The organism is Neorhizobium sp. SOG26 (genome assembly GCF_003491345.1).
Classification (GTDB): Bacteria; Pseudomonadota; Alphaproteobacteria; order Rhizobiales; family Rhizobiaceae; genus Neorhizobium; species Neorhizobium turbinariae.
In genome coordinates this window covers 2,565,673-2,590,382 of the sequence record NZ_CP025512.1, presented here as the reverse complement: position 1 = coordinate 2,590,382, position 24,710 = coordinate 2,565,673, and the positions used below count along the sequence as shown (strand labels likewise).

34 protein-coding genes and 2 pseudogenes are annotated in these 24,710 nt (G+C 57.8%); 23 read left to right on the top strand and 13 right to left on the bottom strand.

Translation table 11 applies throughout. The features are described from left to right. Window positions 1–148 precede the first annotated feature (148 nt). The 3 genes and pseudogenes from CYG48_RS22910 to CYG48_RS22905 all read right to left on the bottom strand — a co-directional run. On the bottom strand, window positions 149–313 hold the full coding sequence (locus CYG48_RS22910) for a ribosome modulation factor (RefSeq protein WP_445304305.1): 165 nt from the start codon (window positions 311–313) through the stop codon (window positions 149–151). A gap of 450 nt (window positions 314–763) precedes the next feature. After that, a complete protein-coding gene (locus CYG48_RS12830) occupies window positions 764–1,792 on the bottom strand; it encodes a hypothetical protein (protein ID WP_150132723.1) in 1,029 nt (342 codons plus the stop codon). 39 nt (window positions 1,793–1,831) lie between these two features. After that, window positions 1,832–1,960, bottom strand: a pseudogene (locus tag CYG48_RS22905) (DUF6538 domain-containing protein); the annotation flags it as partial. 301 nt (window positions 1,961–2,261) lie between these two features. Between CYG48_RS22905 and CYG48_RS22780 the strand changes: the two are divergent. Beyond that, window positions 2,262–2,387: a hypothetical protein gene (locus CYG48_RS22780; RefSeq protein ID WP_256371642.1), complete on the top strand. Its 126-nt coding sequence runs from the start codon at window positions 2,262–2,264 to the stop codon at window positions 2,385–2,387. Window positions 2,388–2,525: 138 nt separating this feature from the next. On the opposite strand, the gene CYG48_RS12825 is transcribed toward CYG48_RS22780, so the two are convergent. Next, complete coding sequence (locus CYG48_RS12825; protein WP_118850733.1) at window positions 2,526–2,924, bottom strand: DUF1515 domain-containing protein; 399 nt, start codon at window positions 2,922–2,924, stop codon at window positions 2,526–2,528. A 528-nt stretch (window positions 2,925–3,452) separates the two neighbouring features. Here CYG48_RS12825 and CYG48_RS12820 point away from each other — a divergent pair. The 4 genes from CYG48_RS12820 to CYG48_RS22900 all read left to right on the top strand — a co-directional run bounded on the left by CYG48_RS12820 (window position 3,453) and on the right by CYG48_RS22900 (window position 5,690). Continuing rightward, the gene (locus CYG48_RS12820) at window positions 3,453–3,704 is read left to right on the top strand and encodes a DUF6894 family protein (protein WP_118850732.1); all 252 of its coding nucleotides are present in this window, start codon (window positions 3,453–3,455) and stop codon (window positions 3,702–3,704) included. Window positions 3,705–4,121: 417 nt separating this feature from the next. Next, window positions 4,122–4,415, top strand: a complete 294-nt coding sequence (locus tag CYG48_RS12815; protein WP_340162643.1) for a DUF982 domain-containing protein — start codon at window positions 4,122–4,124, stop codon at window positions 4,413–4,415. Window positions 4,416–4,984: 569 nt separating this feature from the next. Continuing rightward, complete coding sequence (locus tag CYG48_RS12810; protein WP_118850730.1) at window positions 4,985–5,248, top strand: DUF982 domain-containing protein; 264 nt, start codon at window positions 4,985–4,987, stop codon at window positions 5,246–5,248. Between the two features lie 76 nt (window positions 5,249–5,324). After that, a complete protein-coding gene (locus CYG48_RS22900) occupies window positions 5,325–5,690 on the top strand; it encodes a DUF982 domain-containing protein (protein ID WP_118850729.1) in 366 nt (121 codons plus the stop codon). Window positions 5,691–6,207: 517 nt separating this feature from the next. Here the strand turns inward: CYG48_RS22900 and CYG48_RS22650 are convergent. From CYG48_RS22650 to CYG48_RS12795, 3 genes are read right to left on the bottom strand one after another with little or no spacing between them, the layout of a single operon-like run. Next, window positions 6,208–6,435, bottom strand: a complete 228-nt coding sequence (locus CYG48_RS22650; RefSeq protein WP_245450496.1) for a hypothetical protein — start codon at window positions 6,433–6,435, stop codon at window positions 6,208–6,210. Further along, on the bottom strand, window positions 6,338–6,580 hold the full coding sequence (locus CYG48_RS22530; RefSeq protein ID WP_199925138.1) for a hypothetical protein: 243 nt from the start codon (window positions 6,578–6,580) through the stop codon (window positions 6,338–6,340). The genes CYG48_RS22650 and CYG48_RS22530 overlap by 98 nt, the downstream gene beginning before the upstream one ends. Beyond that, entirely contained in the window at window positions 6,581–7,573 is a 993-nt protein-coding gene (locus CYG48_RS12795; protein WP_118850728.1) for a glycoside hydrolase family 19 protein, read from the bottom strand. A gap of 102 nt (window positions 7,574–7,675) precedes the next feature. Here CYG48_RS12795 and CYG48_RS12790 point away from each other — a divergent pair, with 102 nt between their 5' ends. The 4 genes from CYG48_RS12790 to CYG48_RS12770 all read left to right on the top strand — a co-directional run bounded on the left by CYG48_RS12790 (window position 7,676) and on the right by CYG48_RS12770 (window position 10,322). After that, window positions 7,676–7,900 (top strand): hypothetical protein, encoded by a 225-nt coding sequence (locus CYG48_RS12790; protein WP_150132722.1) that lies wholly within the window; start codon window positions 7,676–7,678, stop codon window positions 7,898–7,900. Between the two features lie 96 nt (window positions 7,901–7,996). After that, a complete protein-coding gene (locus CYG48_RS12785; RefSeq protein ID WP_118850726.1) occupies window positions 7,997–8,212 on the top strand; it encodes a hypothetical protein in 216 nt (71 codons plus the stop codon). Window positions 8,213–8,571: 359 nt separating this feature from the next. Next, window positions 8,572–9,381, top strand: a complete 810-nt coding sequence (locus tag CYG48_RS12775) for an ABC transporter permease (RefSeq protein ID WP_245450340.1) — start codon at window positions 8,572–8,574, stop codon at window positions 9,379–9,381. A gap of 188 nt (window positions 9,382–9,569) precedes the next feature. Beyond that, window positions 9,570–10,322, top strand: coding sequence for a glycosyltransferase domain-containing protein (locus CYG48_RS12770; protein ID WP_118850724.1), 753 nt, complete (start codon window positions 9,570–9,572; stop codon window positions 10,320–10,322). Window positions 10,323–10,399: 77 nt separating this feature from the next. Here CYG48_RS12770 and CYG48_RS12765 read toward each other — a convergent pair whose 3' ends face one another. Next, window positions 10,400–12,982, bottom strand: a complete 2,583-nt coding sequence (locus CYG48_RS12765) for a glycosyltransferase (protein ID WP_118850723.1) — start codon at window positions 12,980–12,982, stop codon at window positions 10,400–10,402. A 94-nt stretch (window positions 12,983–13,076) separates the two neighbouring features. Here CYG48_RS12765 and CYG48_RS12760 point away from each other — a divergent pair, with 94 nt between their 5' ends. After that, entirely contained in the window at window positions 13,077–13,280 is a 204-nt protein-coding gene (locus CYG48_RS12760; protein WP_118850722.1) for a hypothetical protein, read from the top strand. 2 nt (window positions 13,281–13,282) lie between these two features. On the opposite strand, the gene CYG48_RS12755 is transcribed toward CYG48_RS12760, so the two are convergent. After that, the gene (locus CYG48_RS12755; protein WP_150132720.1) at window positions 13,283–14,800 is read right to left on the bottom strand and encodes a hypothetical protein; all 1,518 of its coding nucleotides are present in this window, start codon (window positions 14,798–14,800) and stop codon (window positions 13,283–13,285) included. 109 nt (window positions 14,801–14,909) lie between these two features. Here CYG48_RS12755 and CYG48_RS12750 point away from each other — a divergent pair, with 109 nt between their 5' ends. Together CYG48_RS12750 and CYG48_RS12745 are read left to right on the top strand one after the other, a co-directional pair. Next, entirely contained in the window at window positions 14,910–15,260 is a 351-nt protein-coding gene (locus tag CYG48_RS12750; protein ID WP_118849511.1) for a transposase, read from the top strand. Further along, entirely contained in the window at window positions 15,158–16,057 is a 900-nt protein-coding gene (locus tag CYG48_RS12745) for an IS3 family transposase (RefSeq protein ID WP_340162642.1), read from the top strand. The genes CYG48_RS12750 and CYG48_RS12745 overlap by 103 nt, the downstream gene beginning before the upstream one ends. Before the next feature lie 139 nt (window positions 16,058–16,196). Here the strand turns inward: CYG48_RS12745 and istB are convergent, their stop codons facing one another. The 3 genes and pseudogenes from istB to CYG48_RS22525 form a co-directional block, all read right to left on the bottom strand. After that, on the bottom strand, window positions 16,197–16,931 hold the full coding sequence (gene istB, locus CYG48_RS12740; protein WP_118849513.1) for an IS21-like element helper ATPase IstB: 735 nt from the start codon (window positions 16,929–16,931) through the stop codon (window positions 16,197–16,199). A gap of 5 nt (window positions 16,932–16,936) precedes the next feature. Beyond that, a pseudogene (gene istA / locus CYG48_RS12735) lies at window positions 16,937–18,430 on the bottom strand (IS21 family transposase); the annotation flags it as partial. An 88-nt stretch (window positions 18,431–18,518) separates the two neighbouring features. Next, window positions 18,519–18,659 (bottom strand): hypothetical protein, encoded by a 141-nt coding sequence (locus CYG48_RS22525; RefSeq protein ID WP_199925136.1) that lies wholly within the window; start codon window positions 18,657–18,659, stop codon window positions 18,519–18,521. 102 nt (window positions 18,660–18,761) lie between these two features. Between CYG48_RS22525 and CYG48_RS12730 the strand changes: the two genes are divergently transcribed. Genes CYG48_RS12730 through CYG48_RS12690 form a run of 9 tightly spaced genes read left to right on the top strand, consistent with a single transcriptional unit; the run spans window position 18,762 to window position 22,844 of the window. After that, on the top strand, window positions 18,762–18,944 hold the full coding sequence (locus tag CYG48_RS12730; protein WP_150132719.1) for a hypothetical protein: 183 nt from the start codon (window positions 18,762–18,764) through the stop codon (window positions 18,942–18,944). Then, window positions 18,941–19,156: a hypothetical protein gene (locus CYG48_RS12725; protein WP_118850719.1), complete on the top strand. Its 216-nt coding sequence runs from the start codon at window positions 18,941–18,943 to the stop codon at window positions 19,154–19,156. Before CYG48_RS12730 ends, CYG48_RS12725 begins: the two co-directional genes overlap by 4 nt. Then, complete coding sequence (locus tag CYG48_RS12720; RefSeq protein ID WP_118850718.1) at window positions 19,140–19,370, top strand: hypothetical protein; 231 nt, start codon at window positions 19,140–19,142, stop codon at window positions 19,368–19,370. The genes CYG48_RS12725 and CYG48_RS12720 overlap by 17 nt, the downstream gene beginning before the upstream one ends. After that, window positions 19,363–20,484, top strand: a complete 1,122-nt coding sequence (gene dnaN / locus CYG48_RS12715; protein ID WP_199925135.1) for a DNA polymerase III subunit beta — start codon at window positions 19,363–19,365, stop codon at window positions 20,482–20,484. Before CYG48_RS12720 ends, dnaN begins: the two co-directional genes overlap by 8 nt. Beyond that, the gene (locus tag CYG48_RS12710; protein ID WP_118850716.1) at window positions 20,484–21,005 is read left to right on the top strand and encodes a hypothetical protein; all 522 of its coding nucleotides are present in this window, start codon (window positions 20,484–20,486) and stop codon (window positions 21,003–21,005) included. Before dnaN ends, CYG48_RS12710 begins: the two co-directional genes overlap by 1 nt. Continuing rightward, window positions 21,005–22,048 (top strand): hypothetical protein, encoded by a 1,044-nt coding sequence (locus CYG48_RS12705; protein WP_118850715.1) that lies wholly within the window; start codon window positions 21,005–21,007, stop codon window positions 22,046–22,048. The genes CYG48_RS12710 and CYG48_RS12705 overlap by 1 nt, the downstream gene beginning before the upstream one ends. Continuing rightward, window positions 22,045–22,278, top strand: a complete 234-nt coding sequence (locus CYG48_RS12700) for a hypothetical protein (RefSeq protein WP_118850714.1) — start codon at window positions 22,045–22,047, stop codon at window positions 22,276–22,278. Before CYG48_RS12705 ends, CYG48_RS12700 begins: the two co-directional genes overlap by 4 nt. Further along, a complete protein-coding gene (locus CYG48_RS12695; RefSeq protein ID WP_118850713.1) occupies window positions 22,268–22,612 on the top strand; it encodes a Lar family restriction alleviation protein in 345 nt (114 codons plus the stop codon). The genes CYG48_RS12700 and CYG48_RS12695 overlap by 11 nt, the downstream gene beginning before the upstream one ends. Continuing rightward, complete coding sequence (locus CYG48_RS12690) at window positions 22,605–22,844, top strand: hypothetical protein (RefSeq protein WP_118850712.1); 240 nt, start codon at window positions 22,605–22,607, stop codon at window positions 22,842–22,844. The genes CYG48_RS12695 and CYG48_RS12690 overlap by 8 nt, the downstream gene beginning before the upstream one ends. Here the strand turns inward: CYG48_RS12690 and CYG48_RS12685 are convergent. Next, complete coding sequence (locus CYG48_RS12685; protein WP_118850711.1) at window positions 22,841–23,104, bottom strand: DUF982 domain-containing protein; 264 nt, start codon at window positions 23,102–23,104, stop codon at window positions 22,841–22,843. The two genes, CYG48_RS12690 and CYG48_RS12685, sit on opposite strands and share 4 nt — an antisense overlap. Before the next feature lie 208 nt (window positions 23,105–23,312). Between CYG48_RS12685 and CYG48_RS12680 the strand changes: the two genes are divergently transcribed. Then, on the top strand, window positions 23,313–23,561 hold the full coding sequence (locus CYG48_RS12680) for a hypothetical protein (protein WP_118850710.1): 249 nt from the start codon (window positions 23,313–23,315) through the stop codon (window positions 23,559–23,561). Further along, window positions 23,561–24,652: a tyrosine-type recombinase/integrase gene (locus CYG48_RS12675; RefSeq protein WP_118850709.1), complete on the top strand. Its 1,092-nt coding sequence runs from the start codon at window positions 23,561–23,563 to the stop codon at window positions 24,650–24,652. The genes CYG48_RS12680 and CYG48_RS12675 overlap by 1 nt, the downstream gene beginning before the upstream one ends. Window positions 24,653–24,710 lie beyond the last annotated feature (58 nt).

The following is a 24,710-nucleotide window of genomic DNA, read 5'->3' as shown; positions in this document are numbered from 1 at the left end:
CGTTCCGTACTGAAGGCGGTGCGCACACCAACGATGCAACTTGAAGAACAGTCGTCTTCAGCAGGGCAACGTCTCCGGGCGGTCGAGCAGCAACGCGACTACGAGGTGACCTTGTTTCCTCGCAAACATCAGCGGCGGAGACAAACCATCACTTTTTTGGCCTTTGAACGGCTCTGTAACCCTCAAGCCAAGCGTCCAGGCGTTCGTTGTTCATGTCATCGATGTAGGGATTGGCTGCAGTCGATCGTCCGAACACCGCTGCGAGGCGGCCTTCTTCGAGTATCTGCGTTAGGATTTCGGACGTGAACCTCATCGGCTGCAGATCGCCTTTTGTGGACGGAATTCAATAGCGAAATCAAAATAAAACATAAGAGCGGGCGGTACAGTCAATAGGTAGAGATGGTTGGGGAGCCTCGGCTCTGCAATGAAGTCAATCAGTCGCCGCTTTCATCTATGCCGAAGGCCCGCCGCATGGCTCTTGTCACGCTCACCAACTTAACAGCGGAGGAACCGTAGTGTTTCTCACTGGCTCCGCCAGCGAGATGACCGAGGATGGCTGCCTTGTCGGTGGGATGGACGCCAGGGAGGTCGCATCTGTCGGCCATGTTGTGGCGTAGTGAATGTACCGCATGAAGTGGGTCGGTGCTGACCTTCCTTAGCCATTTCATCAGCGACTGCGAGGCGGTGTTAGGCCCTCCTGGGCCAGAGTATCGAGCGAACACATACTGGCTTCCCTCTGAAGAGCAATGCGCTTCCTTCGCGGCTATGAGTGCATCCCCAACCAGAGGCACATCGCGTCTCGAAGAAGCATTCTTCCTTCATGTGGGATGATACGCAAATGAGGACACTGGACATCAAGAACGATGTCTTGTCGTCTTAAACCAGTGACCTCAGCCAAACGACAGCCTGTCCCTTCGAGAAGCCGCCAGATCAGCTTAAGATCAGGGTTTGCCCTCTCCAAAACTAATGCACGAGTGGCGTTAAGTACATTAGCGGGCAACGGTTCTCGTGCGTCCTTGTCCGAAACCGCGCTCTTCGGGAGGTCCAGACCGGAAAACGGGTTATCCATGCTCCTCAGCTTCTTCTCCTTATAAAGCGAGAAGATGCCTTTGAGGTCATTGAGTTCGCGGCGAACGGAGGACGCTTTTAGCGTTCCCTTGTTGAGCATGTAGTCGCGGACCTTATAAGCATCGTCCACCGTCCAATCTGGTAAACATGGCACGTCACCGAGAGCGGCCTTCACCGTCCTCATAAGCGCCTCAAGGCGGTTCTTTCGCTTTTTCTGAGCGAACTCGGTGCCAGAAACCTTTTCGTTGATGTAGAACTGCTTCGCATCTTCCAGGGTCGGCTTAGCCGGTTGCTTCTCTATCGCTGCAACTGGTTTCGGCGTTTCTATTACATCACCACGGTTCCGGCGTCTGATCATCTCGTCAGCTTTGATCCTGGCCGCGTATATCGCCCTTACGAGCCTGATCCAGCTCGGGGAGTCGTCCACCAGTCGCAGGTCAACGGTATCCCAAGTGAGAACTTCAGCGGCCTCTTCCAAAAAAAATTCTGAAATCATCCCGCGAGCGAATTCGGCACGGTTTTCCTCATCCAGAACATCTAGCCACTCCGCAAACTCCTCAAAGCTCTCTCCTTCGAAACCACTGAGCCGTAGTTCTTCGTCCTCCTCCAGGAGATGCGCAAAATACATGTCGGCGGCGAGCTTGATCTGAGCTTCCGAGAGTTCTGCAAGAGGGGGAGCGTTACGTCGAGCTTGTCTGTGCCGCTCTTTCTCGAAGAATGCCATGACCACCGCACTCTCTTGGCGGAGCCGATCGATTGCCGTTCGGCGGTCGCTTGTCCTGAGAGATTTCCACACCTGAGACTTTCCCAGCGACTCACGAATGTCTGCGGGCACCGGAGCGCGAAGGTAGTAGGTGCGGTTTCGGAGGAATAACCAAGGGTATGCAGTCATGTCTTCCATTCCCTGCGATGTAGCAAGTCGCTGTAGCAGATGGAAGATCAAGTCATTGAAAACATAGCAAGTGTTTGGCTTGCAATGCGTTTTTTGGTGCCCCGTGCCGGCATACCTGAATTATTTAGCGTCAACCATTTAGCCAGTTTCTGGACACTCGTTCCGCCCACGCAATCACTAGCTTTTTCGGAAATGTGTCCAGCCCATTCTTACCCGATATAATGCGTTGGACGGGTCCTATGGACATGTTGACGCTGGAGAAGCTGAGTAGGTCCCTGACGATGTCACGGCCGAGGCTGCGGTGCGGGCAGGATGGCAAGAGGCGGAGGCCCTCTCCGGCATCGTCGAAGTTGCCGATAACCTGATGCTGGGCGCCGGCGCCGAGCTCGACGCCCTGATGCAGACAATCAAGACCAGACAGCGCTAAACCACGTTGGGGACAGAAAAGCCCGCTGCACCCCAATTGGGGCGCAGCGGGCTGATACGCAACTATGGTCCGCCGATTGCGAATGTACGCGACCGTACAGATGAGGCAACTACGCCTTTTGAGGTAGGGCCGGCACAGTTAGCGGATCAGGATCTTCCCGAGCCAAGGCCTCACGCTGTCCCAGAAGGTAAAGAACACACCGCCGGCTGTGAACCCAAGGCTGACGAAGATGAAGGACGCCGTCTTGCCGAGACGCTTGATGTCCTTCACTTCATCGATCGTCGGGCGGATGTCCTTCTCCACAGTCTCCTTGAGGCCGACGATCACGTCTCGCTGCTGGGCGACAGTCTGGCCGCTCAGCACGACAGTCGTCTCAAGGTGAGAAAGATCGTCCTGCTGCCTGTCCAGGCGCGTATGGATGGCCGCTCGGCTTTCGCGGGCTGCGGACTTCTCTTCCTGGAAGTCCTCACGTAGCAACCTGACGCTTTCCTCCAGCCGCCCCAGAGCGCGCAGCACTTCATCGTTCTGGCCTGCCATCTGCCTCGCTTTTCAGTTGGTGTTTCATGATTGGCGCGAACGCGCATAGCTCCATTGATGTTCTGGTTCGGGTTCCATTGATCCGGTAGAACACGCGCCCATCTTCAACCTTCTCGACGGCGAGCATCGCCCCGTTGCAGCCGCGATACTGCCGGCCGCCGTGTATGTTGGTTCGTTCATGGAAGCTCACGAGGTCAGAGATGGCGAACTGTCATCGTTGCAGAGGAACCGGGTTTGTATGCGAGTTCCACTCCACCAAGCCATGGCATGGCCCCAAGGCTTGCGGCTGCGGTGGCGCCGGCATGCCATGCCCTCAGTGCTGCCTTGATGCAGACTGGAACGCAGACCCAAACCGGCCGCCCGATCTGTCCACGCTGTTTGCTTCAGTGCTGAAGGTGAGCGGCAAGACGGTGAACTGACCCGCACTCGCATCGTGGGCGACATCTAAACGCCACGATGCAGTCGCTTTCTCACGTTCGGTGAAGCCCGAGTCGGCAAGCACCAGTTGCCTGGAAAGATACTTGCTAGATGAAATACTTTATCCACGCCCATGGGGCGCTGGACTCTGTGATCGATCGAGATGGGCTTGAATTTTCTTCTGAAGATCAAGCTGTTGCAGAGATTGCAACCTCTCTGTCCGAAATCGTTGGTGAGATGAAGGCTCGCGGCGAACCTGTTCCGTTCGATCGGGTCGATATCGTCAATGCCGATGGCAATGTCATTCGCACATTATCCGTGACCGATTTTGTTTCAAATGATGGAGAAAAATGGCCGAGGTAGACCAAATGGTTTAATTGACTAAATGCTAATTTAACCTAGCCTAAAGATGTATCCAACAGCTTTGGGGGCTCAGACGGGAAAAACGGCTGGGTCCCTCTCTTCATTGTGCCGAAGCTGCTACAGCGTTTGTAGCGGTGCCTTGGATGAGTAAAGCAGGATAGTTTGTCTTCAGCCGACCACCCAACCGGTCGGCAATTGAACCTAGCTTCCAATGATGACGAAGGAGAGCTGCCCCCGCCGGGTGGCTCTCTTTTTGCTTTGACCAACCCTCAGCTCTCGTGCCCTGCGCAGTGGCGTGCCCGCATGCCAAGATAATACCGCTTTCGGTCAGGTTGCCGCGTTACCGTAGAAGCGTACGATTATGACGCAGCCGAGCAGCGAAGAGCCTCGACTTGTAGGGAGCGCGTGTTCAGTGGCATGGCACGCGCCCCTACGCGCTCTCCTTTGGCGGAGAAACAAATGCAGGAGATCATCGCAGAACGGCACTGGAAGTATCCGGTCACCATCAGGATCGGTTATGGGCTACCTGAGCCAATCCCAGGCCCGGTAGAGGCCATCGAGTGCTTGGAGCACCGATGGCCTCACAATTCAGGTCTTTATTTCGAACTGGCGCTCCTACGATGCGAGGCAGCTGCGAGACGAGCCTCCTCCATTGAGGAAGCTCGCGAGATGTTCATGTCAGCGGCAATAGAGGCTTACGTCTTGGCCTGACCCGCTTGCCCATCCTGCAATTTTGGCCCGGCTGGGTGACTACAATCGTCTCGGCATGATGCATCCTGAAGACGTATCAAACAGCTTTGGGCTCAGGCGGAAAAAACGGCTGGGCCCTTCTTCTTTTTAGGTAGCCTGTACCGCGTTTGAAACGATACCCGGCATGGCGAAGTCGAGCTATCTTGTTTTCAGCCAACCACCCAACCGGTTCGGCTATCAAACCTCACCTCCAATGAGGCTTGAAGGAGAGCTACCCCCGCCAGGGTGGCTCTCCTTTGCTTTATACGATCCCCGCCATTTTGGTCACGGCAGTACCCGAATGTTCATGCCGCCCGGTGCTCAGAACGTAAGCAACCTCCCGAGGCCGAGGTTCCTCAAGCGCCTGGGCACGCGCGTGAGCGATCGTGACCTGGCAGTTACCAGCGCCATTTCAGCATCTGTTAAGCCACCGTCCTTGCCCTGCGGGCTGCCCTCTGCACCAAAAGAGGTAGTCAGGTGAGACTCGCGTTCATTGTAGAAAAGCGGAATATTCCCTTCGAGCTTACGCAGATGAGCTAAGGGGGAAAGATATGTCGCAGATTATTCCTGTGCTGTTTCACGGACGATGGCACCCGCCGGTGAACCTTGTTGAGAAGACACGTGTTCGCCAGATCACTGGGCCGGCAGAGGCGGTTCGCTACATGCGAGAAAACTTCACCGTCACAAACCCTGCTTGCTCCAGAGCGATCAGCATCTGTTGCGCAGCATTACGCCTTGAGGCGGACCACGAGACGGCGAAGATGTTCTTCCTCGCGGCGTACGAGAGCGAGATCCAAGTCAGAAAGAGCCACTAGAACAACCCGACCTGCAGGTGAGCGAGGCTAGCACAAGCTTCAGTTTCCATGATTTCTGCGGTCGGAGGTTTGAATCATGTCTCAGCGACGGAAGTGGAAAGTGGATCTATCGGTGGTAGACCCGCATTGGGCTGACTGGTCTGCTCCCATAGTCTTGCGGCTAAGCTCATACAGGCGGGAGGCGGTCGCTAACCCTGCAGAGGCTCTCTCTTTCCTCTCCAACCGGTTCGCCGGCGAGCGAGACGAGCTCTACCTCGCAGCGCGCAACGCCTGTTCTGCGGTTCTTCGACGTCGTCTCCCTACAGAGCAAGCGCGGCTTATCTTCGCAAAATTCGCGCAAGATGCACTGCTGCTAGGTGAGGGAGCCGCCACCAGTGGTAACGACACGGCAAGGACCCTGCCTGCTTATGCGCCGCGTCTTAGCTCGAAGGGCTTACCCTGATCGGGATCTACGACTTCTCCATTCAATGCATTGCAGGTGTATCAGACAGCTTGCAGTCCAGCGCGGGGAAAACGATCCAGCACGTTTGTGTGCCGCCATCTTGGGAAAGGCAATCTCCTTCGGACGCGCCACTCGACCACCTGTCACGACTTCGAAGTCCCCCCTCTAAATCTTTCGATGCAAATGCCGTCCTATTCGACTGGGGTACCATCTGAATGACCGAGCCCAGAAGAGCCTCGGTTTCGTGGGAAGCGCGTGCTCTTGGGGGATGCACGCGCTTCTTCGTTTTCCGCACTTTCCGCGCGAGCAAACCCTTACATACTCAGTACGGCACAAGACCCCCTCTTATTTAAGGGGGGCACCAACCGAAGTTGGCGTTGATCAAACCTCCCTTTAAGTTCCAGGATCGGTTGCTCGGCGCGCGCATGAAAAAACCGAGCAGGCGGTCGAGGTGGATCCCCCTACTCACCTCGGCCGCCCCGCAGCTGGCACTGCCGGGTGCCTCTCCTTGCCCCGTTCACGGCTTAACCGCCTCGTCGTGCCGGCGGCACTCGTCCCTGGTCCAGATCGAGGCGGCGCAGATGCCGGCGACCGTCCGGCCGATCTTCCGTTCATCAGCAGGCGTTGCACCGCGGGCGCCGATGAGATCAGTTCCCACGACGCGCCGGAGGCCTGGCGCACTTGCGGGTGCTGTTGCTCCACACCCCGCCGCTATCAAGGCACATGTCAAACTCGATGCGAGCACGATCGGAGAGGTCACCGGCTTCATTGTTCTGCCTTTCGATGGAGTTGCGAACGTCCTCGCCGCCCTCGCGATAGATCCAGAGGACGACGAGGCTCAAGATGGCGATGATGGCCAACAGGCCGGTGATGCGAGGCGTGGAGAGCATCTATTCCTCCACCGCGTGGCGGACATCCCTGATGGCTGCGATGATCTTCTGGCGCAGCAGGATGACCACCACGAAGGCGATGATGACCACGCCCCCGAGCGCGACGATCGCCTGCCAGTTCATGCCGGCAAGACCAAGGGCGCCGAGACCGCCGCCCGAGAAGATCGCGCTCACCCAGCCGAACAGGTTGAACTTCTTCTTCACCTGCTTTTCGACCGTCTCCGGAACGACCGGCTTTTCAACCGTGGTTTCCTCTACCACCGGAGCCGAACGGACTTCCTCCGCTCCAGAGACCGCAGATCGGGCCAGTAGCGCCTTGTGCAGCGCCGCGCGTGTCTTTGGGCCTACGTCGCCGTCAACAGCGTCACCAACGAACCCTGCAGCGCGCTGGAATGCCTTGGCGCCAGAGGCGTCGGGCGAGTAGCCGCAAACGACCAGCGCCAGCCGGCCGTAATAGTCGATCCGGTCAGCAAGGCCGTTTTTGCCGCCGTTGATCTTTTTGGTGATCGTCTCGATGTCGTTCTGGTCAGCCCAGGTGTTGAGGTTGCGCGTCGTCCAATACCAGATCGGAACAAGCCCTTCCCACGGGTCGGTGTTCACCAAGTCCGGCTGAGCCACGAAGTCAGGCGGGTTATAGCCCTTCTTTCGGCACCAATCGCGGAACTGCGTGTAGTTCGACTTGCCGGTGATCTGGATCGCGCCACGGCCACGGTACAGGAATCCGTCGCCATCCTTCTCAGGCGTGTTGCCGAGATCGGTGCGCGTATCGTACCGCTGTTGCGCTGGCGTCGGGCCCCAGATCTCCTTGTCGAACTTGAAGCTCCCGCTCTCGTGCATGAGCTGCGCGAGGTAGTGAACCAGGCGGTGCAGGCGATCGAGGCCAACATCGGCACCGTATCGATCGAGAGAGGTCAAAACAGATTGCAGGTTGGCAGCACTCCCCGCGGCCTTGGAAGCCGTGCGGATTTGCTGCGCCGTGATGGGCACAGTCATGATGTTCGTCCTTTAGATGTAGAGGCAGGATAGAAGTGCTGCCGTGAACAAAACGGCGTGTTTGGTATTGTTAGATGACGAGACAAATCCCAGGTGGAGCCTATGACTACGTTGCTCGTCGTACTTTCAGTGTTCGCAGGCGCTATTGCCGCGCTTGTGCTGATGGTTGGGGCATCGATCTGGCTCCGGTCCCGCGCTTATCAGCGGCAGTTCGAAGAGGAAACCGCACTCTCTTCTTACGAAGCTCGCCGTACCCAGATCATGCAGCGTCGCAAGACACCGCTCGTGCATAGGCGCAAGCAGCGATTCACCCTCGCCCACCATTGACCGCTGCACCGCTTGTACGGTGACGTTCATGATGTTCTCCGATGATGTGGAATTGACTGGGGTCGCCGCGAGCCTATCTAGGCCGTGGAGGAACTGATGACTGAGTTGATTCCCGAAGAGATCGAAACGTTACGCATGGTTGCCGGCCAGGTCCCGCGGCGAACCGGCGTCGTTCAGATGATCTGCTTGATGCAACTGACCGCCTTCGGGTTCTGCACCCCAGAGGAACCGCCGCGCTTAACGCCGCTCGGAGTGGAGCAGCTGGAGGCTAGCACCGGCACCGTGGACTTCCTGTCGCGCCGCCAATCCTGAACTCTACTTTGAGCAGGATGGTTTATCGGTCACCCTCATCCTTCCGGGCTTGTTTCACCCGTCGCTGCACCCGATGCAGCACGCCGTGGCCTATGGCGAAACCCCTCCGGACAGGATGATCAACGAAACATCAAGATAGCCGAACGCCGAAGCCAGGACGGCGACCGGCAACAGGAAAATACCCGCGGTCACCTCCAATGCGAGCATGGGTACCGTTGGGCAGGTCGCAGCGACGGCCCTATTGAAATTCGCCGCCCCTATGAAGATGCTGTTCATATTCATGACAAACGGGTAACGGATACGCAGCGGGCGGTCACCCTTCGACGGAGGCCCCTCGATCAGGCAAGACGGAATGGTCTATGACGGCACTGGCACACAAGAAGGGTGCGAATACCCTGCGGCAAGCGTTCTCCCAGAAGTACCATGTGATGACGGCGGTCGTTCTGAGAGACATCCGGACCCGGTTTTTTAATCACGGCCTGGGGTTTTTTGTTACGTCTCTCTGGCCCCTGGTGCATATGCTTGTGCTCCTGGCCATCTATAATTTCACCGGCCGGCGCGCGCCCTATGGTGAGAGCCTGAACGTGTTCTTCGCGACAGGCCTGGTGCCGACGCTCCTGTTTTCGTATGTCTCTCGCTACATGGCTGTTTCAGTAGTCAATAACCGCCAGATGATGTCCTTCCCGATAGTCAGGCTCCTCGATATCGTCTTCGCCAGGGCATACCTGGAGGCCATCGGGGGTATTCTGACGCTGGTCTTCATGATCGGTGTCCTGCTCGTTCTTGGCGACGACCCCTGGCCCTCTGACGTGCAGTCCGCCGTTTCGGCTTATCTCGCCGCGCTGTTTTTGGGGCTGGGAGCTGGTGTGTTGGTTGCTTCCCTTGCTGTGATTTCGCCATTCTTCACAATCGCCTGGATAATCATCTGCCTGGTGCTGTACATCGGTTCCGGAACCCTTTTTGTTGTGTCAAAGCTACCTGAACAGGTGGCTTACGCCCTTTCATGGAACCCTGTGCTGCATTGCGTGGAGTGGATGCGCACCGCCTACTATCCGACCTATAGCGACAAGGTTCTGGACAAGGCATACGTCCTCTGGACCGGGCTGGGGTTCCTCTTCTGCGGACTTGGCTTTGAACGAGTCGCGAGACGTCGCCTTATGGATGGGTAATAGAAAGAACCTCGGGTGCTTACGATACCTCGGATCGGATGCCACGTCATTGACGGGATTATACCCTCGTGAGAGGCTTCAATAGGCATGACAATTTGGAGACGCCTTTGAAGACTCTCAGACCGCTAGCGTCCCGACTGATCCGCCCACGGCAAAAGCCAAGGAATAGGAAAGTCATCTACACATGCATGTTCGGCTACTCGGAACATTTTGCTGACCGAGATTATAGCGATCCGAACGTCGACTATGTCGTATTCACGGATGATCCTGAGCTCCGGAGCGAAACGTGGCGCCCCATCCTCATAAAAGATCCAACGCTTGATCCGTCGCGGCTTTCTAAGCGTTACAAACACCTTCCCCACGTGTATCTGGCCGACTACGAGGAAAGCCTTTACATCGATAACACTGTGAAGCTGAAGGTTGACCCGTCAGCCATATTTCGTCGTTTGAGCAGCCATAAACTTGCGATGTTACGGCACCCTCACCGCGATTGCCTCTATAAAGAGGCTGAAGCCGTGATCAGCATGAGCCTGGACAGTCCGGCGATCATCGCGGAGCAGTTAAACATATACCGGCAAGCGGGGTTCCCGGAGAAGTTTGGCTTGAACGCAGGTACGTTCATCCTCCGCAAGCACTCAGATCCAGCTGTCATACGCGCGATGACCGAATGGCATAGCCAAATTCTACGCTTCTCGAAGCGAGACCAACTTTCATGGAACTTCGTAGCTTGGCTTCTGGACCTGCGCTTCACCAGCATCCACGAACACCTTCAGGACAACTCCATGTTCACATGGCCGGTACTAGATATACCGGTCAGGGTGCCACGTGATTTCGATGATGATCTCTACCTGTCGATCCATCTCGACGTCAGAAACGTGGGGATTAACCCGCGCAAGCATTATCTGCACTTTGGGCACGCTGAAAAACGCCGGTACAAATGAAGAATCGATCAGGTGCTGTAAAGATTTTGTATGCTGAGCGGCATTTCATTACTTAACTAACTAGTAGTGACCTGCGGCTAACTTGCCGCCTCCAATCGGGGTCTGTACCGGCTGTGGATGATGTCCGCGATTGCTGGCTGGTAGATGTCTCGTGCGACATCCATCACCATTTCGCGCGTTCTCCTACCGCTTCGCAACTGCTCCGCCTTCGAGCTGCCAGTCCAGACGCCTTGCGGGTGCTGGTGGTAGATACTTAGAGCCTCGTTCAGGAAGCCAATCGGACCGTGGCGCTCCATGAAGAAGGCTAGAGCAATTTCGTTGAAGCGCCCCTCGAAAAGCCTTTCAGGGACCGAACGCAAGAGCGCACCCTTGAAAAGGCAACTTGAGAAATTAGCGATCAGGTTCATCGTAGGCTCGGCCAGGAAGTCACCGCCATCGAGGATCGACTTAACTAGTTTTTCCTGACGTTCTAGCGTACGTTCCTTGCCGCTCGGTAGCTCCTTAACGAGAATTTTAGAGAAGACCATGGAGCACTGCGGATTCTCCAAAAGGAAGTTGATCTGCTTCCATATCTTCTCGTTGTCCGTCCAGACATCATCACCCTCAAGGATGGCGGTGAAGTCTCCCACAGCCTTTTTGATGCAGTATTTGAACGTCTCGGAGATGCCGCGATTGTCGCCGCGCGAGATGTCCCGAACGATCTTCGGATACTTCTCCACCATCTTCTTGATGATATCTCGCGTGCCATCTGTAGAGCCGTCGTCATACACCAGAACGGTGTGGACGATATGGCCTGTCTGAGCCACGGCGCTTTCGATGGCGGCTTCGATGAAGCGCTCGTGGTTATATGTCGGGATGATAGTCGTGACCCGGAAGTGCATCTTGTATTTTCGCCTGATGGCAATCCGGGCGTCGTCCATGGACTCCCTGACGCTGATCCGTGACGCATCACTCTGATCGTCAGAATAAAGCAACATCGGCGCCCCGATGCAGACTGGTTGAAGTTCGTGGGTATAACGGATGATTAAATCCCAATCGACCAATCTCTTCAAACTCTCGTCAAACCCGCCCCTCTGCTCAAACAGCTTCCTCGAATGCACGATAGCCCCAAGGTCAATGAAGTTCCCGTCGAGGAGTTGAGCGCGGTTGTAGTGCCCTCCGCCGATCTCTCCGGTCGATACGTTTCTGTGCCAGCAATAGAAGAACTGGTGTTTCGGATGTGCCTGGATCAACAGGGAGAATACTTCCAGGAACTCCGGCACGATTAGGTTGTCAGAGTCCACATAGCCGATCCACGGCGATGTTGCTCTTGCAAGGCCCCGGTTGCGAGCGGCTGACACGCCTTTGCGGCCTTCGCTATCGAGTAAAATAAGCCGGCCACGTTCGATTTCGCTTTTATATGCGTCCCTGACCATATCGGCAGTGCCGTCGTCAGACCCATCGTCTACCAGGATCAGTTCGAAGCTCTGGTGCGTCTGCGAAAGAACCGAGTCAATGGCCCTGCGGATCACAGTCGACCGGTTGTAAAACGGCATGACCAGAGAGAACATGATGTCATTCGAAGCGTCGATAATGCCCTTTAGGTCCTCCAGGTGTTGCAGTATCTCGGATTGACTGAAAGAGTTTATCTTGCCGACCGCGGCAAATGTTGACCGGATGCCGTCGTGGTTCGCGAAAGGTTTGTTCAGCGCCTTTACCTTCACCAGAGGGCAGCCCGAGTCCAGAAGGAATAGCGGCCGCTGGGTTATGTTCTTTTTCGTATTCACATGCGCAAGATACCCAGGGGTTTTCGCATTGATGAACGTGTCCCAAGTGAAGCCGAGCGCGTTGAAGTAGGCAGTCATGCGCGTTTCATAGGAAAGCACGACCTGAGACACGTCCGGCTTTGCCTCAACGGCCGAGAAGAAGGCGGCGAAGGACGGATGGTTGAACACCCGACGAGAGAACGAAACAAAGAAGCTCTGGATGTGAGGGCGGAACTCGTCGTTTTGAGTTATTCCCCAGAAGTCTATGCCGCGCCCTCCCATCTCACGAAACACGTCCGAGAAATCTTTCACAGCGTAGCAACTATCATTACACAGAATTAGCTCGTCTGCTTGATCAAGGAGCCCTTGCTCCCTGGCAAGCGAAATTCCGCGCTTGAAAGAGCCAAAATCATATTCGCCGTGCCGGCCGGTGATGACGTGATACCCTCGGCCAGTGAGGAACACCATGTCCTCGCCCCGAAGGTCATTGTCGCACACCACCACCACTCGTTCACAGACATCGGACAAGTGGCGGAGATACGTCTTCACGTAGTCTTCGATCTTACCTTTGGCGGAGAAGGAGGCAAAGATAGCTACGCGTTTGCTTTTGCTCCACGATGTCCTGACCACGGTCTCTTCGCCCGCCGTTCGCCCTTCATTTTTCCCATGCCTCAAGAAGTGGAGAAGGGGGTTCATGGCTGAACGCCCGACATCTGGGTTAGTCAGTAAGTATTGAGCCGTAGAGAATTTTAAGCTGGGGTCTCTCCCCAGCTTCCACCCGAGCCACAGATAGTGCTCGACCGGGTCCATGCCTAGCATCGCGACGTCTCGATATTTTTCTAGATACCACTGCTCGTCAAAAAGGCCCGAAGCCTTGACCAGCTTGATATCATCTTGGCTTACGCGCCCCATCATGGTCACCCTGCCGTCTCCGCGATCTAGTAATGTTGATCTACGTATTCTAATGGACGGCTCTTAATGCAATGATTATTTTTTGAAGAAAAGCCCTATGGATGAAGAACACGCACTGACAGAGCTTCAGCATCAGGTGAACGCGCTGGCGGCCATCATCGGCGTCATGCTGGCGGCGATGCAAAAAGACAAAGAGATGATCACGAAGCTGAAGCGTCTCGAGGAGGAGCTTCGGAAACGAAATGCTTCGTCGAGTTCGATAATGCTCGTCAGATCCAGTTGGATGTCACTGGAAGACTAACTTCACCAAGTCGACAGCGCTGCCCTCTTCCATGTGTCAGTAGCTGTGCATACGTAGATGAAGTTTGCGTCGCGCGCGATCTGACCGGCAATTCCCTGAGCGCTGGCGCTCGCCGGAACATTGCCTGCCGCAAGGCTCAACCCTCTCGCGCTGGCGGAGAGGATGCCGATGACAGTGATGTTTCCGTCGACCTGCACATTCTTGTAAAACCTAGCCTGATCGAAGCCGACATAGGCAATGTCCGCAACGGCACCGTCGACAACCGACGTGAAATAATACCCGCCAGTTGAACCGGCAGTTGCGTTGAAGCGATAGTCTATGCTGGCGAACATGCCGGCGCCCGCCCCGCTCGTGTCTTCTTTCCAGAACCGGATAGCCCCGGCGAGGAAGGGCGCAGTCCAATTGCCGTTGAACGTTGTACGCAGGTTAATGATTGGCTGGATGCTGTCCCAAACGGTCAAATCGCCGCGCTTGTTATTGCTAGCGCCAGGGATGTTGGCCGGGGAGACGTTGTCTATGCTGATGAACTCGAAGCTGCTCAGAGAAAGCCCCAGCACGCTCATGCTGTGGCCAAGGTCGCACCCGACATTTATGATCGTTCCGCTGGACAACTGGCAGTTGGCAACAAAGCCCGTCCCGCAGTCGATGTTGGTAGCGTAGATGCTATGCCCTTTCGTACCATTCCCGATCTGCGTACCCATGCCAGAGCCCGCAGCCGCGCCGCGGCAGGCCTCGTTGATGACGCCGGAAATATCAACATAGTTCGCGACACTGTCGCCGGCGCTCTCGATGAGGGTGCCGATATAGCAGTTGCGGTTGTAGTGCCCGCGGACGATTACCCGTTCATCGTTGATGACGAGGCCACGGACGCGCTTGACATCACCGGAGCCTTCGCTGGAAAGTTTGGAGGAGATGACACGGTTCCCCGTCAGGATGGACCGGGCACCACCCTTCCGGCTTTCGTTGCTGTTGAGATCGGCATTGACGCGGAAGCCATCGTTGCCAAGTTGCGACGCATCGTAGCTGTCGAGCTCGTAAACCGTGTTGTGCGCCACCTGGCAAGCGCCGCGGATGTCGAAAGCAGCCTGCGGACCATCGCCGTCCGCGAGCCGCCCCTGCCAGTTCGTACCAATCCTGCGGGCAGTGTTTCCGATGATGCGTAGGTTCTCTTTGGGGTGTGCGGCAAACGCCTTGATGTCGACGAAGTCACCGCCGCAGTCGTAACCCCAGTTCTCAAGGATATCGAGATCCTTTACGCTGACGTTCTGGATACCGATCCCGTAGTGGCTGGTGTTCTTTACGCCGCAACCCTTGATGAGCGCCTTTTCGACCGGTGAGATTTCGTTCCAGAAGATAATCGCATCGCCGCGGACAGCGTCAGTTGAAGCGGCTACCGAAGGATGGTTGTACCTGTCGCCGTCGAAAATGATGTCTTGGATCGACCAGTTCTTCCCCTCGCGGACAGAAACGAGGCACCGCCAGTTGTCGGCGACGTTCTTCCATACCGTTTTTCCTCGCACGCCTGTCAATCGGCGCGGAATGTTGACCCCTTATTGGAGTGCGCCCCTTGGGGTGGACAGATCGGGATGAGGAATTGACCGGCCTACCGGGTTTTCGGAAAGAAGACCCATGGCAAAACACCGCAGTCACAGCGTCGAATTCAAACGTCAGCTCGCGCAGGAATTCTTGGCCGGCGAAACGCTGCATGGTCTGGCAAAACGCCACGACGTGTCGCGCAACCTTATCCGCATCTGGGTGCAGAAGTATGAGCAAGGCGCATTCGACGACGATGCGCAGGCGGTCGATCTCATCCAGGAATACGAGGCCCGGATCGCCGCCCTCGAGCGGCTGGTTGGCAAGCAGGCTCTGGAACTGGAATTTCTAAAGGGGGCTCTGAAAAGCGCACCGCGGCGGAAAAACGGGACTACATCCATCATCACCGGCCCCGCGGCATCTCCGTCGCGGAAGGATGCCGGCTGATGGGAATGGCGCGCTCCACCTATTATGACTGTCCAGAACGGCCGGCCGACGACACCGCGATCGTTGAAGCGATGTTCGCAATCTGCGACGAGTTCGAGTTCTACGGCTACCGCCGTGTCGGTGCGGCCCTGCGACAGCAGGGTCTTGTCGTGAACCACAAGAAGATCCGTCGCCTCATGCGCGAACACGATCTGCGTCCGAAGATCAAGCGACGTTTCATTGCCACGACCGACAGTGACCACGACGGCCCGATCTTCCCGAACTTGGCGAAGGACATCATCCCGAGCGGTCCCAACCAGCTCTGGGTCAGCGACATCACCTATGTCGCTTTGCCGGCCCGGTTCATCTACGTCGCCATCATCCTCGATGCCTGGTCGCGGTTGATCGTCGGTTACGCCATCGGTCGGTCGATCGACGCACGGCTGACGATGGCAGCCTTGAAGGCGGCCATTGACCAGAGAAAGCCGCCGCCGGGCGTGGTCCACCATTCGGATCGCGGCTCGCAGTATGCTGCCGAGCTCTACCGCGAGACACTGGCCGTCAACGGCTTGATCGGCTCGATGGGCCGCCGCGGCAATCCGTACGACAACGCCAAGGCCGAAAGCTTCATGAAAACGCTGAAGGTCGAGGCGGTCTATCCGATGGCCTTCGAAACCTTCGAAGAGATCACCGAGCACCTTCCCCACTTCATCGAGGAGGTCTACAACAAACGCCGGCTCCATTCAGCGCTCGGCTATTTGAGCCCGCAACAGTTCGAGGATCAACACATCCGGCAGACTGGCAAATCAGCAGCCTGATCCTTGTCCACCCCAAGGGGCGCACTCCATATCGGCGTCCAATATTGACCCCTCCTACAGACGATCAGCGCTTGGCCTGCCCGGCGCTGGCCTGGGTTGCAGAGGGCAGGCCAAGTGCGGGTGATGGTTATCTTCGGCTTTAGCCTTGAGAGCGGTTCTTGAAGCGCCAGGACTCGTTACCGGTTTCGACGATCTCGCAGTGGTGGGTCAAACGGTCGAGGAGTGCCGTCGTCATCTTGGCATCGCCAAACACCGACGGCCATTCACCGAAGGCAAGGTTCGTGGTTACGATGATTGATGTGCGCTCGTAGAGCCTGCTGATCAGGTGGAACAGGAGTTGGCCTCCGGCCTGGGCGAACGGTAGGTATCCCAGTTCATCGAGAATGATGAAGTCAAGGCGTGTGAGGTAATCGGCGGTCCGTCCCTGCTTGCCGTTGCGCGTTTCCGTTTCCAACCGATTGACCAGATCAACGACGTTGAAGAAGCGGCCGCGCGTGCTGTTGCGGATGAGTGCGCGGGCAATTGCGATGGCCAGATGGCTCTTGCCGGTTCCCGTGCCGCCGACGAGAACGACGTTGCGCTGGTCGGCGACAAAGGTGCCCGTGGCCAATTCCCGGACCAGGGATTCATTGACGGGCGTTTCATCGAAGTTGAAGTCGTCGATATCCTTGGCGAGTGGAAGCTTGGCGATGCTGAGCTGGTACCGGATTGAGCGGGCCTGCTTCTCGGCGATCTCCGACTGCAGGAGGTCACCGACGATGCGCGGTGGCTCGTGCTGCCGTTTGATGCCGTTTCCCATGACCTCGTCGTAGGCGCTGCGCATTCCATAGAGCTTCAGCGTGCTCATCAGTTCGAGAACCTGCGTGCGTTCCATCAACTTGCCCTCCTGAGCCTGTCGTAACGGGCGCAGTCGGCGACCGGCTCATGGGCAAGCCGAAGCGCATCCGGGATTTGCAGGGTTACAGCGGGAGCCGGATCGCGGCTTCGAGCCAGAATGTTGATGATCACCGAGGCCGAGCAGACACCGTGATCAAGCGCTTCCTGGCAGGCAGCCTCAACTGCCGCCAAGCCATCGGCGGGAACACATCCGAGTATGGTGACCATCTGCCGATCACCGTCGTCTACGTTCTTCAGCCGTTTGCGAACCTTCTCCATCGCGGCTGGCAAAACCCATTCCCGGAAGGGAGCGCCGTTGCGCAATGCACCGGGTTTGCGAGCAAGGACAGGGACATAGTGCCAGGGATCATAGACGGTATCACCACGGCCGAAGCTGCGCTGATGTTCAGCGACCGTCACGCCATCCTGCTTGATGACGATCCGATCCGCATAGGCATGAACCTCAACTGGGCGGCCGACGGCCGTCGACAGGACCGAGTATTTGTTGTTGTCGAAGCGGACAGTGCAGGTCTTTGACACTGAGGCGGGCACGCAGTGGAAGCCGTCGAAGGGTCCCACATAGTGCACGAGGCTGCCGCGTTCAGCTTCGAACATCTGCCAGATCGTCTGTGCTGTCTGTTCGGGATGGCTATGAGCCTTGGCATAGGCAATGCACTTGTCGAGCAGCCAGACATTCAATTCCTCCAGGCTTTTGACCCTGAGGCGCGGCGTGAAGAAGCGCTCCCGCACAAGGCCGACCTGGTTCTCGACCTGTCCTTTCTCCCAACCGGATGCAGGCGTGCAGGCAACTGGATGAACGAGGTAATGGCTGCACATCTGCAGGAAGCGGCGATTGTAGAGCCGCTCCTTGCCGATGAAGACTGTCTCGACTGCCGTCCTCATGTTGTCGTAGATGCCGCGCGTGCAGGTGCCACGGAAGAAGGCGAAGGCCTTGTCGTGGGCATCGAAGACCATCTCTTGGCTCTCACGCATGTAGGCGCGGGCGAACATCATCCGGCTGTGGCAGAGCCGGACATGAGCAACCTTCACTGTCGTCGTCACGCCCTGGATCAGAACAATCTCGTGGCTCCAGTCGAACTGGTAGGCCTCGCCGGGCGCGTAGTAGAGTGGCACGTAGGCTTGCGCCGTCACAGCCCCTCGATCTTTCGACCATCCCTTCGCATAGCGCCGGATCGCATCGTAGCTGCCGTTGTAACCCAGCGCCCGAAGCTCTTCGTAAATCCGGATCAGCGTCAACCGTTCACGAGATGGTTTGCCTTCGTTCGCAGCCAGGAAGCGCTCGATCTCGGCCTTCCACCGGCCTGTCTTCGGTAAAGGTTGCCGCTCTCGCTCGTAGGAAAAGTCCGTCTCATTGGATCGTAGAATCTTGCGCACCGTGTTGCGGGACACATGCAACTCCCGGACGATCCTCTTCACCGACCACCCCTGCACATGGAAGGCCCGACGAACACGCGCAATCGTATCCACTCGCTTCAACTCCCCCTCCATCCGCCAGCAAAAGGCGGATGGTCAGACGAAACAGGTGGGGGGTCAAAATTGGACGCCGATCACCCCGCCAGAGGGGTCAATATTCCACGCCGAAACACACCTGGGCGAAGGATGCACGGACACCGACATCCAGAATGCCCTCGGCATCACCAGGAAAGATCTGCTGTCCGTGGTTGATGATGCACGCGCTTTGGCGACGGCGCGCAGCACGCGGCACGTCCGCGTTTCCGTTCCCTCCACTCGGGCGGCCTGATCCGCTTCGGTGACCGCACCGAGTGTGGTGCGGCATCCGAACCGGATCAATCGGGAGCTGATGGCAATGATCCATATCACGCCAATGACAACGTCGAGCCCGGAGCTTGAAGAGCGCCGCGTGGACCTTGGGACTTTCAAGAAGCAACTCATCGAAGCGAACGGAGCCGTTTTCGACGGCATGACCGGGCTGCTCGTGCTGCTGATCATGCTGGCAATCGGCATTCAGGCGTGGGGGCAGCTGCAATGAACCAGCACGTCCGTTTCCAGAATGTCGCCGCGCCGGTGAAGCCGCATCTGGCGATGTTTCACTTCCGCGTGCACTGCGCCGGCGGCGTCCTATTCGACGTCCTGGCCGCACGACGGGAAGACGCCATGGCCTATGTGCGCAAGCGCAACTGCGCCCGCATCTACCGTGTGGAACAGTTTGCGGAGGTAAAGCAAAATGCCCGTTTGCGCTGAATGCGGCGACACCATCGAAGAAGATCTGGAACTGGACACCAGCGACGTTCCCGCTGTCGAGCGGCTTTACCGTGCGGTTGCGGACGGCGAACCGCAGCGCGAGATCATGCAGATGATCTACGATCTCTTCGGCGACAGGTGCCAGCTACGAAGCCCGGTTGCCGAACTCAACCTTGCGCGTCGATGCGCGAGCGGGAGTGATGCACGTGCCTGAGTTCTTGTTTCGCGTCCACCGTTCCGCGCTGCTTCCTGCTCTAGATGCCGTTATCGAGGCCGTCGATCAGCGCGCGACGATCCCGATCCTTGGCAACATCTTGCTTGTTCCGAAAGGCAGCGAACTGACGTTGCGCGCAACCGACCTCGCTATCGAAGTGGAGACGAGCTGCGAGTTGCTGGAGGCGGCTTCAGGATCCGGCCTCACAGTGGCCGGCTCTGGCCTTCGGGATATCGTCAAGAACCTGCCTGAAAACGCTGAGGTCGTTTTTTCTCCAGGAGCCTTCCCGGATCAGGTGCGGATCCAGTCTGGAAGGTCGCGGTTTTCGCTCCTGACCCTGCCTGAAAAGGACTTCCCGCTTATCGGCGACAAGGTGAGCGGCTCCAACCTTCAGCTGGAGATCGCGCCACTGATCGACGCGTTCATGCGGGTGCTGTACGCGATACGAGAAGACAAGACGCGCAACTATCTCTCGGGTGCCTTCCTTCACCCCCATGATAGCACCAGGATCTCGGTTGTAGGATGTGATGGCCATAACCTTGCCGCCTCCCGCGTGGAGGCGGGGGCAGAGGTCGCCTTTCCACCGGTGATCGTTCCGATCAGGACGGTGAAAGCGGTCAAGAAGCTGTTTGGCGACAGCAAGGGGCGGGCGGACGTAACGATCAGCGACGCGATGATCAGGATCGCTTTGAACGGCGTAACCTTGGTCTCGAAGCTCGTCGACGGGATCTTCCCCGACTACGCCCGGGTAATCCCGCCGCGCACCAACCATGCCGCTGTTGCATCTGTCGCCACCTTCAAGGCAGCTGTCTCGCGCGTCTGCCTGGTGGCCGGCGATCTGGAGAAGGACACGATCAAACTGCAGCTCGCCCCCGGCAGCCTGAAAGTGTCGATGAACACGACGGCTGGCGAAGAGGCGGCAGAAGATATGCCTGTGGACTACAGCGGAGAACCCGTCGAGGTTGGCTTCAATGGCCGCTACCTCACGGCGATGCTCTCCAGCGTCGGCACGCAGGACGTCGAGATGCATCTCTCGGATGCCGTCACTCCGGGGCTGTTTCGTCCAACAATCGACCGCGACGAGCAGTTCGTCCTCATGCCGAGGAGGCTGTGATGGACATTGCCACCGCAAAGGCCCTGCTGCCGGAGATCAGGCTCAACCTGGAAACGATTGGCCCCGAATGGGCTGAGAGCTACGACGTCAAGTCCGGCTCGTCACAGGTCTGCGACGTCAATGTCAAAACGGGCGAGGTCTACCCGCTCGTGACGATCCACAAGTCGTGCCCGAGTGATGCACGCGAGATCATCCGGAAGGTTCCAACTTACCTGCGCGCGCTTCTGCTGCTGCGTGAGGAAGCCGTCAGGGAATACCGGAAGCTGGCGTCGGCGCCAGCGAAATCGGAAAAGGCGCCGGACTATGCCGCCGAGTGCGGCATGCGCTGCAATGACCCGATGTTTCGCCGGTTCCTGACCGAGCAGCATGGGCTGGAGACGTCGGATCTGGAGCGGGTTGCGACAAGGGTGCGCAGCATGCTCGCCGTCTCGTCGCGCGCAGAACTCAACAGTGATCCTGAAGCCGCCGCGCGCTGGATATCCCTCCGCGCTGAATTCGAAGCATGGAAGAGGATGCCATAATGACGGAGCGTCAGCCTACGCCAGGCGTGCATGAGAACGTTGCGGCCGCGCTCGACGAGAGCGGCCTTACATCAGGTTTCGGCGCCAACGTGGCGCCACAGGATAAGCAGTCACCGGGAAACCGTGCCATAACCGGAGAGACTGCTAGGGAGGGGGGTCGTCACCCCCTCCCGCCAACCATCAACGTAGATCTCGTCGAACTTGCCGCAACGGCAATCATGGAGCATCCGAACTCCGCCGACGATCGTTACGCGATGCATTGGCCGGATGCTCGTGACTACGCCCGCGTGGTCCTGGACGTCATCACCCCACCACCCGAGTCGCAAGCGCGAGTGAAGGCGCTGGAATGGGAGAAGTCTCTCAACTGCAACGACGAACCTCAGTGGTCATCCAAGGGAGCGGCGATTAGTTACCGCTTCACCCTTAAATTCCGCCCTGGCTTAGGCGAGCAGTTCTTTTTGTTCGAGACACAGACGTGGTTCGAGAAGAGAGAAGACGTCGTAGCAGCCGCCCAAGCCGACTACGAGCGCCGCATCCTGTCCGCCATCGCATCGGAGGGACAGACACGCTGCCGCGACTGTGATGGATACAACTGCGACGACGGCTGCGCTTATCCTGACCCAGCGCCGCAGACGAATGTGCGGCCGCTCGAATGGACCCCGCTCGACTATGTCTCGCACGATGGCCACACCGGTCGCCGGATCGTAGCACGGGCTAAACATCCCTACGGCAGCTACTCCTTGGAGAAGGACGCTGACGATAAGTGGTGGATCCTTTTGGGCGGCTTAGGCAAAGAGATCGCCGGTCCCCTCAGCTATGAGGCTGATGCCAAGTCTGCGGCTCAGCAAGATTTAGTACAGAGGATCCATGAGGCCCTTTTTGCACCCCCGCCGCCGCAGACGAATGTGCGGGCGTCGATCTTGGAAGAAGCGGCCAAGATTGCCGACGAAGAAGCCGCGATGTGGGGCCACACTGACGGTTCGTCCGCCCGCGTCGTCGCCAAGCGCATCCGAGCCCTCGCATCGGAGGGACAGGCAGAATGAGCGACCACATTAACATCAATCATCCAGATCAGGGTGACCGCTGGGAATACGAGGCCATCAAGGTCGCGAAACTGGAGGCGACAATCAAGGTTTTGGAGACCTCTATTCGTCAGGCTCGCGGCGACCTTGAAGCCATCTTCACCCGCATTGAGCGGGGCGACCAGTGCGAGCTGCACATGAAGAATGGCGACGTTTACGTGATCACGGGAGCTTTGCGCAATGACCGATAAGCTGTTGCCTTGCCCGTTCTGCGGCGGTCCTGCGCATCGAGATCAGATCGAGCAGGATGAGAAGGCGCACTTCGTGATCGCGTGTCTCGATGCGAATTGCGGCGCCATGGCGAACATCAACGCTTGGAACCGCCGTTTCCCCGCGCCCGAGACGAATGTGGATGGGGCCGCTCGTGACTTCATGGGCGCAACTGAGGCTTTGCTTGATTGGATGAACGGCAATGAATTAGCCGCGGACCATAAACGGCAGAGACCGGAAGACTTTGAACGCCTCTGCACAACGATGCAGGCGCTGCACGCCGCCCTCGCATCGGAGGGACAGGCCGATGGCTGATCTTTCACCATGCCCGTTCTGCGGCAAGCGCCTCGAGCGCAACGACGCGTTCTCAACCCGCGGTCAAACTCACTACATGCATCCATTGCTCGAGGATGACGTGGAGCCGTGCATCATCGAATACATCCATGTCGTGGAGTATCAGGACACCAGCCGAAACCATGGCGTTTTGAACCCAGACGGCTGGAACCGCCGCACCCCATCGCCGCAATCGAGGGAGGAGACCCACTAATGGCTTTTTCTGGCTTGGATCTCGCTCTCGTATGCCGCCAGGAAGAACATCTTGGCAGTATCGCTCTCCGCTTCGAGGCGGAGCGCTGCGAAACACACGCTCACCGCCCTGGAGAGTGCAGGGCCGGCAAACTTGAAGTTGGCCCGCATGTAGTGAACAGCCTCTGCAGGCCCGCGGATCTGCCGAACCCGCTTCTTGTCGAGAATGTTCACCGGCGGGTACCACCGGGCACCGAACAGCACCGGAACGATATTGGACATTGCTTTCTCCCCCTAGCTCATCTGCGCGAGCTCGGAAGATATATTCTCTTTTTCTACAATAAGCGCGAGTCCGACCGCACTACTCATTTGGGCGGAGGGGCTACTCCCGACGAGCTATGTCCGCGCCCCAGTCGACGGCCGGCTATCCTGACGAACGTTCGCCTCGATCACAAGACCAGCGCGATCCGCAAAAACAAGGAAGGCAAAGATGAGAGCACAGCGCGCTGAGGTTCTTCCGATCTCGTTGCCACCACGCGGCCTCGCGCGAGAACAGGCCGCGGCTTATGTCGGCGTATCGGCGAGCTTGTTTGACGAAATGGTAGGCGATGGCAGAATGCCGAAGCCGAAGAAGGCGAACGCCCGCACGATCTGGGACCGCCTGGCGCTTGACCGGGCGTTCACGCGTCTGCCTGGTGGAGATACCGACGACGCGGATGACTGGTCGGTGGAAGTCTGATGCCAAAGAAGTTCGCCAAGAAATACATCGTTGAAGATACCACCGATGGAGTGCTGCGCTTTTACTTCCGGAGGCGCGGCCAGAAGAAGGTGCGCCTTCCGGGCGTGCCGGGAAGCGACGAGTTCAACGAGGCCTACTACAAGGCGTTGAACGGCACGGGTGATGCCGAGCCAAGAGGCCCGAAGCTGTCCACCAAGAACACCTTCCGGTGGCTCTGCGAGCAATACTTCCAGTCCGCCGAATACAAGCGTCTCGATCAGCGCACCCGCCATGTGCGTAAGCTGATCATCGAGCACATGTGGGCCGAACCCCTCAAGAAAGACAGCGAACGGCTGTACGAGGATATGCCGCTGTCGGCATTCACGGCCAAGGCCGTGCGCGTTCTGCGAGACAGGAAGGCTGAGACGCCCGAGGCTGCCAACAGCCGCATCAAGGCTCTGCGCGCCGTCCTGTCATGGGCCTGCAAGCCCGATGTTGAGCTGATGCCGAACAACCCTGCGCGCGACGTGGCCTACTTCCCGCAGCACGGCGACGGCTTTCATTCATGGACGGAGGAAGAGATTGCCGCCTTCGAGGCCGCGCATCCGATCGGCACCAAGGCGCGGCTCGCCTTGGCTTTGATGCTCTACACCGGCCAGCGCCGAAGCGACATTGTCCAGTTCGGCCGGCAGCACATTAGCAACGGAAGCCTGAAGTTCACTCAGTTCAAGGGGCGGAACCGGAAGCCGATCACGCTGGAGATCCCGATCCACCCGAAGCTGCAGCGCATCATCGATGCCTCGCCAGTGGGAGACCTGACGTTCCTGGTCACAGCCTTCAACAAAGGGTTCACGTCGGCCGGTTTCGGCAACTGGTTCCGCGACCAGTGCGATGCTGCAGGCCTTCCGCATTGCAGCGCTCACGGCCTGCGCAAGGCAGCATCAGTTCGCTTGGCGGAGCGTGGCGCGACCGAGAAGCAGATCATGTCGGTGACCGGCCACACCACCTCGAAGGAGGTGACACGGTACACCAAAGCGGCGAATCAAAGGCTTCTCGCCGAGAGCGCGATCAATCTTCTGGACGATGATCAGGAAGAGGAGGAGAGGGACTGAACAAGAACAAATGTGTCCAGAAATTTCTGGTCATTTAAATTATCTGGTCACTCGGTAC

Coding starts and splice junctions, on each gene's coding strand:
- CYG48_RS12830 (WP_150132723.1), bottom strand. CDS start 1,792: ATGGCATTCTTCGAGAAAGAGCGGCACAGACAAGCTCGACGTAACGCT.
- CYG48_RS12760 (WP_118850722.1), top strand. CDS start 13,077: ATGGATGAAGAACACGCACTGACAGAGCTTCAGCATCAGGTGAACGCG.
- CYG48_RS12785 (WP_118850726.1), top strand. CDS start 7,997: ATGACTGAGTTGATTCCCGAAGAGATCGAAACGTTACGCATGGTTGCC.
- CYG48_RS12825 (WP_118850733.1), bottom strand. CDS start 2,924: ATGGCAGGCCAGAACGATGAAGTGCTGCGCGCTCTGGGGCGGCTGGAG.
- CYG48_RS12685 (WP_118850711.1), bottom strand. CDS start 23,104: ATGTCCAATATCGTTCCGGTGCTGTTCGGTGCCCGGTGGTACCCGCCG.
- CYG48_RS22910 (WP_445304305.1), bottom strand. CDS start 313: ATGAGGTTCACGTCCGAAATCCTAACGCAGATACTCGAAGAAGGCCGC.
- CYG48_RS12750 (WP_118849511.1), top strand. CDS start 14,910: ATGGCAAAACACCGCAGTCACAGCGTCGAATTCAAACGTCAGCTCGCG.
- CYG48_RS12700 (WP_118850714.1), top strand. CDS start 22,045: ATGAGCGACCACATTAACATCAATCATCCAGATCAGGGTGACCGCTGG.
- CYG48_RS12675 (WP_118850709.1), top strand. CDS start 23,561: ATGCCAAAGAAGTTCGCCAAGAAATACATCGTTGAAGATACCACCGAT.
- CYG48_RS12765 (WP_118850723.1), bottom strand. CDS start 12,982: ATGATGGGGCGCGTAAGCCAAGATGATATCAAGCTGGTCAAGGCTTCG.
- CYG48_RS12710 (WP_118850716.1), top strand. CDS start 20,484: ATGGACATTGCCACCGCAAAGGCCCTGCTGCCGGAGATCAGGCTCAAC.
- CYG48_RS12795 (WP_118850728.1), bottom strand. CDS start 7,573: ATGACTGTGCCCATCACGGCGCAGCAAATCCGCACGGCTTCCAAGGCC.
- CYG48_RS12705 (WP_118850715.1), top strand. CDS start 21,005: ATGACGGAGCGTCAGCCTACGCCAGGCGTGCATGAGAACGTTGCGGCC.
- CYG48_RS12815 (WP_340162643.1), top strand. CDS start 4,122: ATGGCACGCGCCCCTACGCGCTCTCCTTTGGCGGAGAAACAAATGCAG.
- CYG48_RS12725 (WP_118850719.1), top strand. CDS start 18,941: ATGAACCAGCACGTCCGTTTCCAGAATGTCGCCGCGCCGGTGAAGCCG.
- CYG48_RS12695 (WP_118850713.1), top strand. CDS start 22,268: ATGACCGATAAGCTGTTGCCTTGCCCGTTCTGCGGCGGTCCTGCGCAT.
- CYG48_RS12790 (WP_150132722.1), top strand. CDS start 7,676: ATGACTACGTTGCTCGTCGTACTTTCAGTGTTCGCAGGCGCTATTGCC.
- CYG48_RS12690 (WP_118850712.1), top strand. CDS start 22,605: ATGGCTGATCTTTCACCATGCCCGTTCTGCGGCAAGCGCCTCGAGCGC.
- CYG48_RS22530 (WP_199925138.1), bottom strand. CDS start 6,580: ATGCTCTCCACGCCTCGCATCACCGGCCTGTTGGCCATCATCGCCATC.
- CYG48_RS12820 (WP_118850732.1), top strand. CDS start 3,453: ATGAAATACTTTATCCACGCCCATGGGGCGCTGGACTCTGTGATCGAT.
- CYG48_RS12775 (WP_245450340.1), top strand. CDS start 8,572: ATGACGGCACTGGCACACAAGAAGGGTGCGAATACCCTGCGGCAAGCG.
- istB (WP_118849513.1), bottom strand. CDS start 16,931: ATGGAACGCACGCAGGTTCTCGAACTGATGAGCACGCTGAAGCTCTAT.
- CYG48_RS12810 (WP_118850730.1), top strand. CDS start 4,985: ATGTCGCAGATTATTCCTGTGCTGTTTCACGGACGATGGCACCCGCCG.
- CYG48_RS12770 (WP_118850724.1), top strand. CDS start 9,570: ATGTTCGGCTACTCGGAACATTTTGCTGACCGAGATTATAGCGATCCG.
- CYG48_RS12720 (WP_118850718.1), top strand. CDS start 19,140: ATGCCCGTTTGCGCTGAATGCGGCGACACCATCGAAGAAGATCTGGAA.
- CYG48_RS12730 (WP_150132719.1), top strand. CDS start 18,762: ATGATCCATATCACGCCAATGACAACGTCGAGCCCGGAGCTTGAAGAG.
- CYG48_RS22900 (WP_118850729.1), top strand. CDS start 5,325: ATGTCTCAGCGACGGAAGTGGAAAGTGGATCTATCGGTGGTAGACCCG.
- CYG48_RS12680 (WP_118850710.1), top strand. CDS start 23,313: ATGAGAGCACAGCGCGCTGAGGTTCTTCCGATCTCGTTGCCACCACGC.